The organism is Rhodococcus sp. NCIMB 12038 (assembly GCF_002165735.1).
GTDB lineage: Bacteria > Actinomycetota > Actinomycetes > Mycobacteriales > Mycobacteriaceae > Rhodococcus_F.
The window spans coordinates 87,817-103,773 of the sequence record NZ_NHML01000032.1; the positions used below are offsets into that span (position 1 = coordinate 87,817).

The 15,957-nt window shown below is 65.6% G+C and carries 13 protein-coding genes; 2 read left to right on the forward strand and 11 right to left on the reverse strand.

Annotated features, from left to right (window positions below):
* Positions 1 to 6 precede the first annotated feature (6 nt).
* The 8 genes from CA951_RS34495 to CA951_RS34530 all read right to left on the reverse strand — a co-directional run bounded on the left by CA951_RS34495 (position 7) and on the right by CA951_RS34530 (position 7,220).
* Positions 7 to 1,263 (reverse strand): hypothetical protein, encoded by a 1,257-nt coding sequence (locus tag CA951_RS34495; RefSeq protein WP_087561147.1) that lies wholly within the window; start codon positions 1,261 to 1,263, stop codon positions 7 to 9.
* Positions 1,257 to 1,805 carry a nuclear transport factor 2 family protein gene (locus CA951_RS34500; protein ID WP_087561148.1) on the reverse strand — a complete coding sequence of 183 codons (549 nt, stop codon included), beginning with the start codon at positions 1,803 to 1,805 and terminating at the stop codon, positions 1,257 to 1,259. The genes CA951_RS34495 and CA951_RS34500 overlap by 7 nt, the downstream gene beginning before the upstream one ends.
* Positions 1,805 to 2,020 carry a ferredoxin gene (locus CA951_RS34505; RefSeq protein WP_087561149.1) on the reverse strand — a complete coding sequence of 72 codons (216 nt, stop codon included), beginning with the start codon at positions 2,018 to 2,020 and terminating at the stop codon, positions 1,805 to 1,807. The genes CA951_RS34500 and CA951_RS34505 overlap by 1 nt, the downstream gene beginning before the upstream one ends.
* Positions 2,020 to 3,372: a cytochrome P450 gene (locus CA951_RS34510; RefSeq protein WP_087561150.1), complete on the reverse strand. Its 1,353-nt coding sequence runs from the start codon at positions 3,370 to 3,372 to the stop codon at positions 2,020 to 2,022. Before CA951_RS34510 ends, CA951_RS34505 begins: the two co-directional genes overlap by 1 nt.
* Positions 3,369 to 4,154: an SDR family oxidoreductase gene (locus CA951_RS34515; RefSeq protein ID WP_087561151.1), complete on the reverse strand. Its 786-nt coding sequence runs from the start codon at positions 4,152 to 4,154 to the stop codon at positions 3,369 to 3,371. The genes CA951_RS34510 and CA951_RS34515 overlap by 4 nt, the downstream gene beginning before the upstream one ends.
* A complete protein-coding gene (locus tag CA951_RS34520) occupies positions 4,147 to 5,373 on the reverse strand; it encodes a cytochrome P450 (RefSeq protein ID WP_087561152.1) in 1,227 nt (408 codons plus the stop codon). Before CA951_RS34520 ends, CA951_RS34515 begins: the two co-directional genes overlap by 8 nt.
* Positions 5,374 to 5,378: 5 nt before the next feature.
* On the reverse strand, positions 5,379 to 5,939 hold the full coding sequence (locus CA951_RS34525) for a TetR/AcrR family transcriptional regulator (RefSeq protein WP_087561153.1): 561 nt from the start codon (positions 5,937 to 5,939) through the stop codon (positions 5,379 to 5,381).
* A gap of 63 nt (positions 5,940 to 6,002) precedes the next feature.
* Positions 6,003 to 7,220, reverse strand: a complete 1,218-nt coding sequence (locus CA951_RS34530; protein WP_087561154.1) for a cytochrome P450 — start codon at positions 7,218 to 7,220, stop codon at positions 6,003 to 6,005.
* A gap of 84 nt (positions 7,221 to 7,304) precedes the next feature.
* Here CA951_RS34530 and CA951_RS34535 point away from each other — a divergent pair, with 84 nt between their 5' ends.
* Both CA951_RS34535 and CA951_RS34540 read left to right on the forward strand, forming a co-directional pair.
* Positions 7,305 to 7,907: a TetR/AcrR family transcriptional regulator gene (locus CA951_RS34535; protein WP_087561155.1), complete on the forward strand. Its 603-nt coding sequence runs from the start codon at positions 7,305 to 7,307 to the stop codon at positions 7,905 to 7,907.
* 103 nt (positions 7,908 to 8,010) lie between these two features.
* Positions 8,011 to 8,538, forward strand: a complete 528-nt coding sequence (locus CA951_RS34540) for a hypothetical protein (RefSeq protein WP_087561156.1) — start codon at positions 8,011 to 8,013, stop codon at positions 8,536 to 8,538.
* A 510-nt stretch (positions 8,539 to 9,048) separates the two neighbouring features.
* Here the strand turns inward: CA951_RS34540 and CA951_RS34545 are convergent.
* From CA951_RS34545 to CA951_RS34555, 3 genes are all read right to left on the reverse strand, one after another.
* Positions 9,049 to 11,289 carry an NADP-dependent isocitrate dehydrogenase gene (locus CA951_RS34545; RefSeq protein ID WP_087561157.1) on the reverse strand — a complete coding sequence of 747 codons (2,241 nt, stop codon included), beginning with the start codon at positions 11,287 to 11,289 and terminating at the stop codon, positions 9,049 to 9,051.
* Between the two features lie 174 nt (positions 11,290 to 11,463).
* Positions 11,464 to 14,922: a multifunctional oxoglutarate decarboxylase/oxoglutarate dehydrogenase thiamine pyrophosphate-binding subunit/dihydrolipoyllysine-residue succinyltransferase subunit gene (locus tag CA951_RS34550; RefSeq protein WP_087561158.1), complete on the reverse strand. Its 3,459-nt coding sequence runs from the start codon at positions 14,920 to 14,922 to the stop codon at positions 11,464 to 11,466.
* Positions 14,923 to 15,131: 209 nt separating this feature from the next.
* Positions 15,132 to 15,957, reverse strand: an 826-nt coding sequence (locus tag CA951_RS34555; RefSeq protein ID WP_087561159.1) for an NADP-dependent malic enzyme, incomplete at its 5' end; no start/stop codon positions are given.

Sequence of the window (15,957 nt, forward strand, 5' to 3'; positions counted from 1 at the left end):
GTCCTCTCAGACGACTGTGAGTGGGAGGGGAATTCCTCGATCGGTGAAGGCGAAGTCGGCCCCGGTGCTGAACCGGGTGAGCGCGACCTCGGGCGCCTCCTTCGCCGGCGGTTCACCGGTCACGACCTCCACCGTCAGCGCCGTGTCCGTCTCCTCGACCACCTGCACGGCGAACTTCGGCGACACTCCGCGCACCAACGCGGTCAACGGCGCCAGGTGCTTGCCGTCGATCATGGACGGCCATGCCCCGTCGTCCGACGCGCCGCACTCACGGCCGAGAGTCAGCAGCAGTCGGTCGCCGAGGGAGATCGCGACGTCCACGTACTGTCGGGGATTCAGCGCCGGATGCACCGCGAGGACGACGGCCAGGCCCTCCAGATCCGCGGGCAGGCCCAGCGCGTTCCGGATCCGCTCCGACGTGAGGCCGGCGATGCCGGTGAGTTGCTTACGGGCGATGTCGAGCGCGGCGCCGGGATCGGTGCGTGCCCGCACCGCGAGCAGGAAACCCAGGGTCAGCAGGTGTTGCTGCACACACACCTCTTCCGCGATCCGGGTCAGCGCCGAATGGGAGAAGTCCGGGAACCGCAGGTCGGCGAGGAGCGCACCCGCGTAGTCGTGCTGCCCCGGCCCGCCGGTGTCGATCGGCGACAGCCCGACCGTCGCCGCCCGCGACTTCCTCACCGTCACCAGCCCTTCCGTGACCGGCGGCGGCTCGTGCGCGTCGTCGATGGTGACCGTCCAGAGGCAGTGCGGTGTCCGGTCCGCGGGCCGTCGCGGCGGACGGTGCACCGGACGCACCTGCGCGTGCGGGTTGGTGGCCAGGGCGGTGGCGTCGAACGTCGGGTCTTCGATGTCGTGGCACATGGCCGTGACGTACTCGTCGCCCATCGGTTCGACGTCCATCAGCGCCCCGCAGTGGTCCAGCCAGAACTCGCCGTGGTCGTGATCGGTGACGCGGTACCGGAAGTCCATGAACTGGGGCGGCGCACCGATGTCGAGTTGCAGGCCCTTGAAGATCGTCACGACGCCGTCGCCCTCGAACCCCAGTGCGCGTTGCATCCGCCGCGCGTAGATCGGGCTCGACGCCATCCATTCCTCGATCGCGACCTGCGTCATGCCCTCGCGGCCGAACGCCCCGATCAGGTGCGGCATCCCGGAGCGGTCGATGAGGTGACCGCACAGCAGCAGTTCCGGGACGAGGATCGCCAGATCCTCGCGGGACAGATCCGCGAACGACGCCGGCACCTTCACCGTGCTCACCACAGCGGGACCGGGGCCTTCCCGACCGGATACCAGCCCGGCGGCCGACCGGACGTCGCGCGCTGGATCCGCGCGTTCATGCCGTCGGACATCGCGTTGTTCGTGATCATCTCGAGGAACAGGGCCGAGACGTTGCCGAAGTCGAAGAAGTCACGCTGCCAGGACCATTGGAAGTTGCCGCCGTACCGGAACCAGCTGCCGCCGATCCCGGTGACTTGATAGTGGGTGCCGTCGTCCCGGGTGCGTTCGGACACTTGTTTCCAGAATCCGATGACGTCGCCGCTGCGGTCGTCGACGACGAATTGCTGATAGGGATATTCCCAGCCCTCGAGGCCGTCCATTTCCTGCCCGAGAGCCAGTTCGCGGATCTCGTCCCGGCCCACGGCCATGAAGTCGTCCTTCGGTCCGTAGTTCCACCCGTATGTGGCGTCCTCGGTGTACATCTCGGCCAGCGGCTTCCAGTCGCCGAGGGCCTCGCACCGCTTGTTCTCGTCCACCCAGCGCTGCACCATCTCGTCGAGTTCGGCGCGGTCGAAAGGGGCCATCAGGATTCTCCTTCTGAGTCGGTGTCCGCGAGGATCCGCAGGGCCTGGGTCGGGCAGAATCGCACGGCGCTCTCGACCTCCGCGCGCAGGTTCCCGGGTGGGTCGGCGTCGAGGATTTCGACCTTGCCGTGCTTGGGGACGACGAAGACGTCGGGCGCCTCCATCTCGCACACGGCATGGCCCTGGCACAGGTCGAGATCGGCTTCGACTTTCATCACGTGCTTCGCTTCCGGTACCTCACCGTGCAGGGCTGCTGCAGCTGAACCACCATCTTGCTGTGATCGTTGCGGTACGTCTCGGACGGTTGCGCCATCTCGAACTCCCAGTCCTGCAGAAGGATCGAGAAGATCGCCTTCAGCTGCATCAGCGCGAACGCAGCTCCGACGCAGCGGTGCCTGCCCGCGCCGAACGGGATCCACGTCCAGCGGTTGAGGATGTCTTCCTGGTTGGGGTCGATGTACCGTTCGGGGTCGAACGTGTCCGGGTTCGGGAAGTCCTCCGCGATCCGGTTGGAGATCGCCGGTGTCGCCGCCACGAGGTCGTTCTCGGCGATCTGGTAGCCGCCGACCTCGAACTCGCCTCGTGCGACGCGCAGCAGGATGATCAGCGGAGGATGCAGCCGCAGCGTCTCCTTCAGTACCGCTTCGAGTTTCGGGATCTGTCTGAGCGCCCCGAAGCTGATGTCGGAGCCGTCCGAATAGAGGTCGTCGAGTTCCGCGACCACCTGCTTGGCGTAGTCGGGGTGCCGCAGCAGTTCGATCAGCGTCCAGGCCGCGGTGCCGGACGTGGTGTGGTGCCCGGCGAACATCATCGAGATGAACATGCCGGTGATCTCGTCGGCGGTGAAGCGCTCGTCGCCGTTCTCGTCCTTGATCGAGACGAGCACGTCGAGCATGTCCCGATCCTCCCTGCCCTGCGGAGGATTCTGGATGCGCCCGGTCATGATCTCCCGGACGAGGGCCACCAACTGCACCCGCGCCTCGTCCCGCCGGCGGAAGCTCTCGATGTCGGCGTACGCGTCGACGTAGGCGATGGGATCGGTGCCCTGCTCGAGTTCGTGGTAGAGGTGCGCGAACCGGCCGTCGAGTTGCTCCCGGAACTTCTTGCCGATCAGGCAGGCGGAGGATGTGTAGATGGTCAGCTCCGCGAAGAATTCGAGCAGGTCGATCTCCCCCTCGTCGCCCCACTGCGCCACCATCCGGTCGACCTCGTGGGCGATCGTCGCGGCGTGCCCCTTCATCTGCTCACCGCGCAACGCTTGGTTGTGCAGCATCTCCTTGCGGCGCTCGGGGCTGGCGTCGAACACGACTCCCTCGCCGAAGATCGGCTTCATGAACGGGTAGGCGGCCTGCTGGTCGAGATCCTCGTCGGTGGAGCGGAAGAAGAATTCGTTGGCCTCGGCGCCGGACAGCAACACCACCTTCTTGTCCGCGAGCTGGAAGACGCCGACGTTTCCGCATTCCTCCCGGACGCGGCGCATCAGCGCGATCGGGTCGGTGCGCAGCTCGTCGAGATGTCCGTGCTCGTGCTCACCACCGGACACACGTTGCGGGGTAACCAGATTCATTCTCCATCCTTTCGGAGGGGCGCCTCGGGCTGCACCTCGATCAGCACCAGGTGTGCGCCGCGGGGCGCACTGACGGTCGCGACGACGGCGTCGGCGATCGCGGAGGCGCGCAGGAAGTACGAGTGCCGAGCGAATCCCCATTTCGCCCAGTCGTCGAGGACGGGTCCGATGACCTCCTCGGTGGTGTTCATTCCCATCGACGTCTGGGTGGGTCCCGGGCGCACGACCGATGCCCGGACACCGGTGCCCTCCAGTTCCATCCGCATCTGCCTGCCCATCATTTCGACCCCGGCCTTACCGGCGTTGTAGGCGCCCATCCGGGGCCGCGGCGTGTCCGCGCAGTCGGATCCGATGAGGACGAAGTCTCCGCGCCGGCGGTCGATCATGCCGGGAACGATGCGGTGCGCGAGACGCTGCGCCCCTACGAGGTGGACGTTGATCTGGTCCAGGAACTGGTCCGGGTCCATCTCGTGCGCGACGGAGAACTCGAGATCGCCGGCACCCGACAGCGCGATCTCGGTGGGGCCGAGCGCGCTCTCCGCCGCGGTGACGAAGTCGTCGACCGACGCGGTGTCGGTGACGTCGAGGAAGTGCGCGAACGCTTCTCCCCCGTTGCTGCGGATCTTCTCCGCGATCTCCTCGCACTCCGCGACCCGGCGGGCGCCGAGCGCGACGGGGTGGCCGGCCTCTGCGAGTGCGTACGCCGTCGCCGTGCCGATGCCCGACGACGCCCCGGCGACGATCGACGGCCGGCGCTGCGGATTGGGCTCGAACCTAGGCATCGCGGACCTGCACTTTCAGGGGAAGGGTGGCGAAACCGCGGACGTTGGTCGAGTGGACCCGCACGCTGTTCGCCTCGTCGATGTCGTAATCGTCTATGCGGGAGACGAGTTCGGTGAGGGCGATCCGCGCTTCGAGCCGCGCCATGTGGGCGCCGAGGCAGAAGTGGGTGCCGCCGCCGAAGCTCGCGAGCTTGTTGGACGTGTCCCTGCCGATCCGGTATTCGTCGGCGTCCTCGAATACCGCCGAGTCGCGGTTCGCGGAGCCGATGAGGATCAGCACCTTGTCGCCGGCGGGAATCGTCCGGTCGTGGAAGTCGAGGTCGACGGCCGCCGTCCGCGCGACCATCTGGCTGGACGTGTCGAAGCGGAGGGTCTCCTCCACCCAGTCCGGCACCCGGCTCGCGTCCTCGAACACGTGCCTGGCCTCGCCCGGATAGCGGAACCCCCAGTACAGCGCGTTGCCCAGCAACTTGGTGGTGGTCTCGTTGCCCGCCACCACCATCAGGAACATGAAGGCGATGATCTCGTCGTCGGTGAGCCGGTCACCGTCGATCTCCGCCTCGAGCAGCGCGGACGTCAGATCCTCGGTCGGCTTCCTGCGCCGCTCCGCCAGCATGTCGGCGTAGTAGCCGACGAGGTAGAGCGACGCCTCCATCGCGGCGTGCGGCACGTCGAGGACGCCCTCCTCGCGGTGCACCACCAGATCGGCGAGCCGGCGGAGTTCGCCGCGGTCGGCCTCCGGCACCCCCATCAGTTCCGAGATCACGTCCATCGGCAGTTTGCCCGCCAATTCGGCGATCCAGTCGAACTCGCCCGCCTCGAGCGCCGGGTCGAGGTACTGCCGGGTGAGGTCCAGGATCCGCCCCTCGAGTTCGTTCACCCGCCTCGGGGTGAACCCGCGGGACACCAACTGACGCATCCGCATGTGCCGCGGATCGTCCAGCGCGAGAAAGGACATCGTCTTGTGGGCGTGCGGACCGTAGGCCGCGGGGTCGAGCGACACCCCGTTCGCGCTCGACAGGCGCTGGTTGTCGCGAAACGCCGCGACCACGTCCTCGTGCCGGGACAACGCCCAGAAGTCGAGTTCCTCGTTGTAGTAGGCCGGCGCTTCTTCCCGCAGTCTTCGATACGTGACGTACGGATCTTCGTGGAAGCCATAGTCGTACGGATTGAACGTCACCGGATTGTGTGGCACCCCGGGCATCGAGGCTGCGGTCATGGCATCTACTCCAGAATCAGCTTGGCGGAAGTTTCGAGTCGATCGGCGAATTGGGCGTAGGACCCGTATCCCATGCCCGCGCGGACCAGGCCGCCGGCGTACAGCAACTCCAGCGCCTCGAGGACGTCGGGGTCGTGGCCCTCGCCCAGTGCCGTGGCGAGGCGATCACGGATCTCCAGCCCGATGCGGGCGCGGAGGTGCTCCACGTCGGGGTCGCGGCCGAGTAGCGCGTTGGTGACGGCTCCGGCGAGTTCGGGTTCGTCCGCCACCAGCAGGGCGATGTGGCGGAGCACAGCGACGACGCGTCCGGTGCGATCGAGTCCGTCGTCCACCGGCTGCGGTGCCGCGGCGAGACGCCGCCAGAAGACCTCGGCAACGAGGTGCTCCTTCGAGGAGAAGTACGTGTACGCCGTGGCGGGCGCGACACCGGCGATTCCGGCCACCGAGCGGACGGTGAGCCCGGCGAATCCCTCTTCACGCAGTACTTCGACTGCCGCCCTGGTGAGGCGGTCGACGGTGTCGGCCTGCTTCTCGGTGAGACGGCGGCGGGTGGACTCGAAATTCATACTACTGGACACGTGTCTGGACGCTACTACAGTTACCGGCCGCTGGCAACGAAAATCGGGGTCTCACACCGGACTGCGCGGGTGAATCCGCACGGGCATCGTCTTGATGCCGCTGATGAAATTCGACCGCAGCCGGGCCACCGGCCCGGTGGATTCCACGCGGTCGATTCGCGCGGCGAGGGTCTCGAACAGGATCCTCAGTTCGAGCCGCGCCAAGTGCGCGCCGAGGCAGAAGTGCACCCCGCTGCCGCCGAATGCGATCTGCGGGTTGGGACTCCGGCCGATGTCGAACCGGTACGGTTCGTCGAACACCGCCTCGTCCCGGTTCGCGCTCGGGTAGTAGATCACCACCTTGTCGCCGGCCCGGACCAACTGGTCGCCGATGTACGCGTCCCGGGTGGCGGTGCGCCGGAAATCCATCACCGGGGTCACCCACCGCAGGATCTCCTCCACCGCGCTCGAGGCCAGTTCGGGTTCGGACTGCAGTCGCCGCCACTGATCGGGATGATCGATGAACGCCTGCATCCCACCGGCGGTCGCGTTGCGTGTCGTCTCGTTCCCCGCCACCACGAGCAGGACGAAGAACATGTTGAATTCCATCTCGGTGAGCGTGTCGCCGTTCTCGTCCGGCTGCACGAGTTTGGTGACGATGTCGTCCCGCGGCTCGATGCGGCGTTGCGCGGCAAGCTCGTTCGCGTACAGGAAGATCTCGGCGGCGGCCATCTCGCCGTCGGCCTGGGTGGTGCCGTACTCGGGATCGTCGAAGCCGATCATCCGGTTGGACCAGTCGTACAGCCTGTCGACGTCCCCGGGCGGCGCCCCCAGCAGTGCCGCGATGACCTCCAGCGGTAGCGGCGCCGCCGCCTCGGGGACGAAGTCGACGTCACGCGCCTCGAGGAGTCGGTCGACGATCCGGGTACAGATGTCGCGGATGTGCCCCTCGAGCACCTTGACCGTGCGCGGGGTGAATCCGCGACTGACCAGTTGCCGCAACCGGGTGTGGTCGGGCGGGTCGAGGTTGACGAGCATGGCGGCCTGCTTCGCGCGGGTCTGCTCGTCGAAGTCGTCGATCTGGGTGGTGCCCACCGCCGACGAGAACGTCGCGCTGTCGCGGGACACGGCGACGACGTCGGCGTGCCTGGTCACCGCCCAGAATCCGGTGCCGTTCTCCTCGGGTTGCCAGTAGACGGGTTCGCTCGACCGCAAGTGGTCGAAGAACGCGTAGGGCACACCCTCGGTGTAGACATCGGGAGATTTCAGATCAATCCGAGACGCGGTCATTCACTGCTCCTCGATCGATAAACGAATGGGATGCGTCTTAAACTACACACTTTCATTTAGAATGGAAGACCGTATGCTGAGGCCATGGCGAAAGGGCAGAACGCACCGATCCGACGTCGCACCCTCACCCGCGACAAGGTCGTCGATGCCGCGATCGAGATCATCGACGAACTCGGCTGGGAGCAACTGTCGATGACGAGCCTCTCGGCCCGGCTGAACGTCGTCACCGCCTCGCTGTACAACCACGTCCGCAACCTCGACGACATCCGCGGCGCCGTCCAGGTGCGCACCATGACGGAACTCGGCGCACATCTGCGCGAAATCGCCATGGGCCGAACCGGTCCCGACGGGCTCCGCGCCCTCGTCGACGCGCACCGCGCCTGGGCGACCGCGCATCCGCACCGGTATCAGACACTCACCACCAGCCCCGTCGACCGGGACGCCTTCATCTCTGCCGCACTCGACGCCAACACGGCACTCCGCACGATGCTGGCGTCGTGCGGACTGCCGCCCGAGGACACCCTCGACGCGGCTGTCAGCGTCTTCGCCGCCATGCACGGCTTCGTGATGCTGGTGAACACCGACTTCCTCGGCAACGAACTGGACCTGGACTCGATCTACGAATCCGTACTGCGCGGCGCACTCGCCAGCGTCGGGTGGCCGGAGCACACGCCCGCACGGTCCTGAGAGCAGCGGTCTGCGACGTCAATTCTCCGAAACCATTCCGATCGGTCGCTTTGTGCTGCACCATTCACAGAGGACGACCCACGGCCCGACGAACAGGACACAGATGCGCACGATCGCCCGCACCACCCTCCTCGCCGCAGCGACCATCCCCCTTGCAATCGCCGCCGCCCCGGCATCGGCCGCTGAAGCCACCGACGTCACCTACGCCTTCGGCGTCGACGGATCGACCGTCACCAACACGATCACCAACAACACCGGTGCCACCATCGGCTGCACGACCTCGCTCGCCCTCGCCCCCGACGGCATGCTCCCACCCATCGCCGAAGTCGTCGGCCCCGGGCAATCCCTCTACCAGCAAGACGACATACCGCCCGGGACGACCACACAGTCGGTGCTCGACGTCCCCGACGGCTCCTACGTCGCACTCGCCTCCTGCGGGAGGGAGGGCGAAGACCCAGCCCTGTGGGTGTCCGACTACCCCGGCATCGAACAATTCCTGGTCCAGTTCCCGATGCCCGCCTACACCGTGGAGCAAGCATCCTCGGTCGTCACGGTGCCGAGTGTCGCCCCCGCGCCACCCGCCGCAACCGTCCCCGACGCGAGTGATCTGGGCAAGATCTTCGGCAGCTGACCGCAGGTGTCACCGCACACGTCGACGCCCTCGATCAAACCGAGTAAGTACCACCGAACACTGAAGAGCCCCAACATCGCTGCAGACTGCATGCCACGACCATCACCACCGGACCCGCCCAACTGACCCAGTACTCGACCGGCGGCGGATCAGATCCGAACGAGGTGAACGAGCCGTGCGGATACACCCGCGGCTGCGGAGTTTCCGCGAAGCGCTGCCACACCATCACCGTCGGCGCATACGCGAAGAATCCCGATAGCGGTCACGCCCAGCGAAATCCGCCAACCCCTCCCCGACCCTGCGGGTGTCACCACCGACCTCCCCTACCAGGACGTTCCCGGGGCTGCTCGACGACCTGGCGGTCACACCGTCCGTGGCGGGACGGACCACGACCGGCAAGTGTCCCGCCGCCACGATCTAGACATCATCATCGACGAATTGCGTTGTTCGGGAACAACTCCGAAAACCACGACACCCCCGGGTCAGACCCGGGGGTGTCGTGATTCAGGCTCAGTCCCGCACGGCCTCGAGCGCGCTGTTGAACGTCGCGCTCGGACGCATCACGGCGGCGGTCTTCTCGCCGTCCAGCTTGTAGTAGCCGCCGATGTCGACCGTGGTTCCCTGCACCTCGATGAGTTCCCGCACGATGGCGTCTTCGTTCTCGTCCAGCGCCTGGGTGAGCGTGGCGAAACGTTCCGCCAGTTCCTTGTCCTCGCTCTGCGCGGCAAGTTCCTGCGCCCAGTACTTCGCGAGGTAGAACTGGCTGCCCCGGTTGTCGAGTTCACCGGTCTTGCGCGACGGGTTCTTGTTCTCGTCGAGCAGCTTGCCGGTGGCCGCATCGAGCGTCTTGGCCAGGATCTTCGCGCGCTCGTTGTCGGTCTTGGTGCCGAGTTCCTCGAGGCTGACGGCCAACGCCAGGAACTCACCGAGCGAATCCCAGCGCAGGTGGTTCTCCTCCACCAACTGCTTGACGTGCTTGGGCGCCGAGCCGCCGGCACCCGTCTCGTACATGCCGCCGCCGGCCATCAGCGGCACGATCGACAGCATCTTGGCGCTGGTGCCGAGTTCCAGGATCGGGAACAGGTCCGTCAGGTAGTCGCGCAGGATGTTGCCGGTCGCAGCGATGGTGTCCAGACCGCGGATCAGGCGTTCCAGGGTGTACCGCATCGAGCGCACCTGCGACATGATCTGGATGTCGAGGCCCTCGGTGTCGTGATCCTGCAGGTACAGGTTGACCTTCTTGATCAGCTCGTTCTCGTGCGGGCGGTACGGGTCGAGCCAGAACAGGACCGGCATGCCGGAGTTGCGTGCCCGGGTGACCGCGAGCTTGACCCAGTCGCGGATCGGCGCGTCCTTGACGGTGCACATGCGCCAGATGTCGCCGGCCTCGACGTGCTGGGTGAGCAGCACCTCACCGGTCTCGACATCCACGAAGTTGGCGTCGCCCTCCTCCGGAATCTCGAAGGTCTTGTCGTGCGAGCCGTACTCCTCGGCCTTCTGCGCCATGAGCCCGACGTTGGGGACGGTGCCCATGGTCGTCGGGTCGAATGCGCCGTTGGTCTTACAGAAGTTGATGATCTCCTGGTAGATGCGCGCGAACGTGGACTCCGGCATCACGGCCTTGGCGTCCTTGGGCCGCCCGTCGGCGCCGTACATCTTGCCGCCGGAGCGGATCATCGCGGGCATCGAGGCATCCACGATCACGTCGCTGGGCGAATGGAAGTTCGAGATGCCGCGTGCGGAGTCGACCATGGCCAACTCGGGGCGGTGCTCGTGGCAGTCGTGCAGGTCCTGGATGATTTCCTCGCGCTGCGTGCTGGGCAGCGTCTCGATCTTGTCGTAGAGATCACCGAGGCCGTTGTTGACGTTGACGCCCAGTTCGTCGAACAGCGCCTGATGCTTGGCGAAGGCATCCTTGTAGAAGGTCTTCACCGCGTGGCCGAAGACAATGGGGTGCGAAACCTTCATCATCGTCGCCTTGACGTGGAGCGAGAACATGACGCCCGTCTTGCGCGCGTCCTCCATCTGCTCCTCGTAGAAGTCGAGCAACGCCTTCTTGCTCATGAACATGCTGTCCATGATGTCGCCCTCGCCCAGGTCCACCTCGGGCTTGAGGACGACCGTCTCGCCGGCCTTCGTGACCAGCTCCATCCGGACCTTGCGCGCCCGGTCCAGCGTCATCGACTTCTCGGAGTGGTAGAAGTCGCCGTGCCGCATGTGCGCGACGTGGCTGCGCGAGGCCATCGACCACTCGTCCATGCTGTGCGGGTGCTTGCGGGCGTACTGCTTGACAGCCCGGGGTGCGCGACGGTCGGAGTTGCCCTCACGCAGGACCGGGTTCACGGCGCTGCCGAGGATCTTGCCGTAGCGCTGACGGATGTCGCGCTCCTCGTCGGACTTGGGGTCGTCCGGGAAGTCGGGAATCTTGTAGCCCTTGCCCTGCAGTTCCTTGATGGCGGCCAGGAGTTGCGGCACGGACGCGCTGATATTGGGCAGCTTGATGATGTTCGTCTCGGGCAGCTGCGTCAGGCGACCCAGCTCCGCGAGGTTGTCGGGGACGCGCTGCTCTTCGGTGAGGTTCTCGGGGAACTCTGCCAGGATCCGCGACGCCACGGAGATGTCGCTGGAATCGATCTCGATGCCCGCGGCACCGGCGAAGGTCCGCACGATCGGCAGGAAGGCGTACGTCGCGAGCAGCGGCGCCTCGTCGGTCAACGTATAGATGATGGTCGGCGGCTTATGGGCGCTCATTTGTTGTTGTTCTCCCGCGTCAGTTCGGTTAAATTCACAGGTTCAGCGTGCAGTTATCGGATCGCGACGAGTATCAGGTTACGTTGCGGCATCGCCGGCGACTTGTCCGAGCACCGCTACCGGCGAGTAACAAACCCCACTACCGACGCGCGCTCTCACGCCGTGATTCGCGGCCTACTTCTCCAACGCCTCGTCGATGAGTTTCTTCTGTTCCTGGGCGTGGCGTTTGCTCGATCCCGTCGCCGGGGCCGCGGACGCCGGGCGCGACACGAGGCCGATGCGACGCGAGCCGATGGTCCCGAGCTCGCTGAGGAGGAACGTCCAGGCGCCCTGGTTTCTCGGCTCTTCCTGTACCCACACCAGTTCGGCGTTGGGATAGGAGCCGACGACCTCGGCCAGCTCCGCTTCGGGCAGTGGGTAGAACTGTTCAATTCTCACCAGCGCGATCTGCGGATCCGGAGACTTGGCGAGCCTGTTGTACAGCTCGTGATAGAGCTTCCCTGTCACCAACAGCACGCGGCGGACGTCGGCCTTGTCTATCGCCCGCTGATCGTCGATGACGGGTTCGAACGTGCCGCCGGTGAAATCGGTCAGCGCGCTGGTCGCGCCACGCATACGCAACATCGACTTCGGGGTGAACACGACGAGCGGCTTGCGGGGGTGAGCGTAGGCCTGACGGCGGAGGAGATGGAAGTAGGACGCGGGCGTCGACGGTTGCGCCACCGTCATGTTGTTCTCCGCGCAGAGTCGCAGGAAGCGTTCGATGCGCGCCGAGGAGTGATCCGGTCCGCTGCCTTCGTAGCCGTGCGGCAGCAGCAGTACCAGCGAGGACTGCTGTCCCCATTTCTGGTCGGCCGAGCTGATGAACTCGTCGATGACGATCTGGGCGCCGTTTGCGAAATCACCGAACTGCGCCTCCCACAGAACCAGCGCGTCGGACCGTTCCACCGAATAGCCGTACTCGAATCCCATCACGGCGTACTCACTGAGCAGCGAGTCGTAGATCCAGAACCGGCCCTGCCCCTCGGCAATGTTGTTGAGCGGGAGCCATTCCTGACCTTTGTCACGGTCGTGGAGCACCGCGTGGCGTTGGACGAACGTGCCGCGGCGACTGTCCTGACCGGTCAGCCGGACGGGTGTCCCCTCCACCAACAGTGAGCCGAATGCCAGGAGCTCGGCGAAGGCCCAATCGATGTTCCCGTCGCGGCTCATCTCCACTCGTTTGTCGAGCAGCTGTTGCAACTTCGGGTGGACGGTGAAGTCTGGCGGCCGTTTGTCGAAGGCATCTCCCACGAGGGCGATCACGTCGGGACTCACCCCGGTTCCTTCGGGCCTGCTCGGTGGTTCGGATTCGAAAGCAAGCATCTTCTCCGGCACGAGGTCGTGCTGTCCGGCCCGAGTCTCGGCGAAGGCGTTCTCGAGCCGGCCGCGGAAGTCCCGGTTGGCCTGCTCGTACTCCTCGATCGTGATGTCACCCCGCCCGATCAGCGCCTCCGTGTACAGGGTCCGGACGCTGCGCTTGGTCGCGATGAGATCGGACATGTGCGGCTGTGTCATCGACGGATCGTCGGCTTCGTTGTGCCCGCGCCGGCGGTAGCAGACGAGGTCGATGACGACCTCGCGATGAAACTTCTGGCGGTAGGCGAACGCGAGTTCCGCGACCCGGACGACCGCCTCGGGATCATCGCCGTTGACATGGAAGATCGGCGCCTGGATCGTCTTGGCGACATCGGTCGAGTAGACCGAACTCCGTGCCTCACCGGGCAAGGTCGTGAAGCCCACCTGGTTGTTGATGTTGATGCGGATGGTGCCGCCCGTGCGGTAGCCGCGCAACTGTGACATCTGCATGGTCTCGCTGACGACACCCTGACCGGCCATTGCCGCGTCGCCGTGGATGATGATCGGCAAGGTCGGGAACGTTCCGGCCGGCCTCCGGTCCTGCCGGGCACGCACGATGCCCTCCAGCACGCCGTCGACCGCGTCGAGATGGGACGGATTTGCCCCGACATAGACGGGGATCTTCTCGCCATCGGCGCCGGTGAAGATTCCCTCGGTACCCAGGTGGTACTTCACGTCCCCCGAGCCATCGAACGTGTCCGAGAGATCAGTTCCCTCGAACTCGTGGAATACCTGACCGTAGGTCTTGCCCGCGATGTTCGTGAGCACGCTGAGTCGTCCCCGGTGCGCCATCGCGATGGCCACATCGTCGAGACCACTCTCGGCCGCCGCACGCATGATCGCGTCCAGCAAGGGGATCGTCGACTCGCCGCCTTCGAGGCTGAAGCGCGTCTGGCCGATGTACTTCGTCTGGAGGAAGGTCTCGAACGCTTCCGCTTCGTTGAGCTTGCCCAGGATCCGCAGCTGCGCATCGTGGGTCGGCTTCGTATAAGGCCGCTCGACCCGGTTCTGGATCCACGCGCGTTGCTCCGGATCCTGGATGTGCATGTACTCGATGCCCACGGTGCGGCAATAGGCGTCACGCAGAACACCGACGATGTCGCGGAGTTTCATCTGCCGCCGGTCGCCGCCGAAATCGCCGGTGACGAACTCCCGGTCCAGATCCCAGAACGTGAGGCCGTGACTTTCCACGTCCAGATCGGGGTGTGACCTCTGGACGTACTCGAGAGGGTCGACGTCGGCCATCAGGTGCCCGCGGGTGCGGAACGCATCGATGAGTTGCTGAACACGCGCTGTCTTGTCGACCGCGCTCGTCGGATCCACCCTGATGTCGGGTGCCCAATGGATCGGTTCGTAGGGGATTCGCAAGGCCGCGAAGATCTCTTCGTAGAACCGATGCTGCCCGATGAGGAGTTCATGGACCCGCCCGAGGAATTCGCCGGATGCCGCGCCCTGGATGACTCGGTGATCGTAGGTGCTCGTCAGGGTGACCGTTTTGCCGATGGCGAGATCGGCGAGGGTCTGTTCGCTGGCCCCTTGAAACTCCGCCGGATATTCCAGTGCGCCCGCACCGATGACACAACCTTGGCCCTTCATCAGGCGGGTGATCGAATGCTCCGTCCCGATGCCGCCGGGGTTGGTCAGCGACAGCGTCGTATCGGCAAAATCCTCGACGGTCAGCGCGTTGCTTCGCGCCTTGACGATGAGAGCCTCGTACTCCGACAGGAATTCACCGAAACTCATGTCGTCTGCGCGCTTGATGTTCGGGACGACAAGGAATCTCGATCCATCGGGTTTCGCGACATCGACGGCGATCCCGAGGTTCACGTGCTCGGGTGTCACGGCGAACGGCTTGCCGTCCACTTCGGCGTACGACACGTTCTGGCTCGGAAAATCCTTCAGGGCCTGTACGAGCGCCCAGCCGATCAGGTGCGTGAAACTGATCTTGCCCCCGCGCGTTCGGGTCATGTGGCTATTGATGACGATGCGATTGTCGATCATCAGCTTCGCCGGGATCGTGCGGACGCTCGTCGCGGTCGGAATACTCAAGCTGGCGGTCATGTTGGTGACCAGTGACCTGGCCATCCCGCGAATCGCGGCCGTGTTTGATCCGCCCGCGACGGGTTCAGCCTCCGCCTCGGTCATGGTTTCGGGTCCGATCACAGTGACTGACACAGCCGGTCTCCTACGTCTGTTCGCTTCGATACGTTTCTGCCGGAGCGCAATTGGGTCGATCTGGACCTGCGCCGGCCACGTCTTCCGGCTCGAACTTCGATGGCCTGCCGGATGCTCTCCACTCCCAGGGTAGGACTATTTTGTACCTTGCAGTCAAATACCCGGTGTGCGGTATGTCACTCGGATGCGTTCGTAATGGTTTCTCACGAGCACCCCGACACCGGAACCGTGGGTGCGGGTTCCGGATCGGGGTGTTCGACGGATTCTCGCTAGTCGGTGACGCCTTCTGCGCGAGCAGCGGCGGCGACTGCCTCCGCGACAGCGGGGGCGACGCGAGGATCGAGCGGGCTGGGAACGATCTTGTCTACAGCCAGCTCGTCACCGACGACCGAGAGGATTGCCTCGGCGGCGGCGAGCTTCATGCCTTCGGTGATCCGCCGGGCGCCGGCGTCCAGGGCACCGCGGAACACACCGGGGAAGGCGAGCACATTGTTGATCTGGTTCGGGAAGTCCGAGCGGCCGGTGGCGACGATCGCCGCGTGCTTGCGGGCGACGTCGGGGTGGATCTCCGGGTCCGGGTTCGACAGCGCGAACACGATGGAGTTCGCCGCCATCGTCGCGATCAGCTCCTCCGGGACGGTGCCCGCGGACACGCCGAGGAACACGTCGGCACCGTCGAGTGCTTCGACGACACCACCGCGGCGACCTGCCGGGTTGGTGCGGGCGGCCAGATCCACCTTCACCGCGTTCAAATCCCGACGATCCGGAGAGACGATGCCCTTCGAGTCCAGGACCGTCACGTCCGCGATCCCCGCGGCGAGCAGGATGTTCGCGCACGCCACACCGGCGGCGCCGGCACCGGAGATCACCACCCGCAACCCACGAATGTCCCGGTCCTGAACCTTGACCGCACCCTTGAGCGCCGCGAGGACAACGATGGCGGTGCCGTGCTGATCGTCGTGCATGACCGGGCAGTCCAGGGCCTCGATGACCCGCTTTTCGATCTCGAAGCAGCGGGGTGCGGAGATGTCTTCGAGGTTGACGGCGCCGAAGCTGGGGCGCAGCCGGATCAGGGTCTCGACGATCTCGTCGGGG